This is a genomic window from Cloacibacterium normanense, assembly GCF_002943105.1.
Lineage (GTDB): Bacteria > Bacteroidota > Bacteroidia > Flavobacteriales > Weeksellaceae > Cloacibacterium.
Genome location: NZ_PTPZ01000019.1, coordinates 1 through 1,391 on the forward strand (window position 1 = coordinate 1; position 1,391 = coordinate 1,391).

Consider the following 1,391-nt stretch of genomic DNA (forward strand, 5'->3'; position numbering starts at 1 on the left):
TGACTAGTCCTAAAAAACCGATACAGATTATAGGGCAAAAATAAATAATTAAACCAAAGCAAAAACGTTTTTGCTTTGGTTTTTGTTTTTATAGGTTTTGATTTTTAATTTTTCTTGTTTGTGCATTTGGTTTGGAGTAAGATAATGATTAGAAAAATGAGGTCTTAATTCATTATAAATTTCAATAGATTCTTCTACTATCTTTCTTTTAATTTTTGTTTCAACATCAAATTTATCAATATTAAATTCTTGTTTTAAAATTCCATTTATTCTTTCTGCAACAGCATTTTCATAAGGGTCAGAGTTTTGTGTCATACTACATTTAATGTTATTTTTTTCTAAAATTTTTTGATACTCATCACTGCAATATTGTAGTCCTCTGTCAGAATGATGAATTAAAGACAGTTCTTTCAATTCAGTAGTATTGATGGCTTTCTTTAATGCCAATAAACTTCCTTCTGTTGTTAAGTTTTCGGCAACATAATGCCCCACAATTTTCTTGGAATAAGCATCAGTTATTAAACTTAAATAACTTGGGTTTTTTCTATTTCCAATGTAGGTAATATCTGCTACCCAGACTTGGTTGGGTTTGGTAATTTGATAGTCTAATACTAAATTTTTATGTTTTCTAAAGCGATGATGAGAGTTGGTGGTGATGTGATAGCTCCTTTTTGGAGTGATCAATAAATAATTGGCTTTAAGTATGTTAAAAAATTTATCCCTTCCGATTTTTAGTGTTTTTAAAGGTTCATTCAACATAAAATATAGTTTTCTTCCTCCAATTTTTGGCATCTTCATGCGGATATTCTCCACTAATTCCACCACTTGTTCTGCTTTATTTTTACTAGTTCTACTTCGTTTTGTACTTCTATAATAGATTTGTCTATTCATCCCAAACAATCCACAGGTGAATGTTAAAGTTTTTTCTTCTTTTCTGCGGAAGTAGTCAATTGTTCGGGTGGTAAGTTTTTTCTGATATCAATTTGATATTCTTTTTCTGCAAGGTTAATCATCATGTCAAAAATGATGGCCTTTTTATCTGCAACATAAGCTTGTTTTTCTAAAAATGCTTTCTGTTTTTGAAGCAGTTTGACTTCGGCCTCTAATTCCATGATGCGTTGTTCTGGTGTTTTAGGCATATTGTTTGGTGTTTGGTTTTCCCAATCAAAGTTACCATATTTTCTTAACCAACTCACTACGGTAGAACGGGATTGAATGCCGTACTTTTTCTTGCAATCGGTAATTCCTAGTTTTCCTTCTTCAATATCTTTCACGATTTGAAGTTTTAGGCTTAAGCTGTAATCTTTCTGTGTTCGCTTAATATAAAGCGGTTCTTGATGTTCTTTCATAACGATGTTTTTTTTGTGTATCGCTATTTCAGGACTAGACAA

The 1,391-nt window shown here is 30.9% G+C and carries 2 protein-coding genes; both read right to left on the reverse strand.

Features of this window, described 5'->3' with window-relative positions:
- Positions 1-48 precede the first annotated feature (48 nt).
- Positions 49-891 (reverse strand): IS3 family transposase, encoded by an 843-nt coding sequence (locus tag C3729_RS13315; protein ID WP_221404913.1) that lies wholly within the window; start codon positions 889-891, stop codon positions 49-51.
- A 23-nt stretch (positions 892-914) separates the two neighbouring features.
- A partial coding sequence (locus tag C3729_RS13320) for a transposase (RefSeq protein ID WP_317615419.1) occupies positions 915-1,391 on the reverse strand: 477 nt, incomplete at its 5' end.

Coding starts and splice junctions, on each gene's coding strand:
- C3729_RS13315 (WP_221404913.1), bottom strand. CDS start 891: ATGAATAGACAAATCTATTATAGAAGTACAAAACGAAGTAGAACTAGT.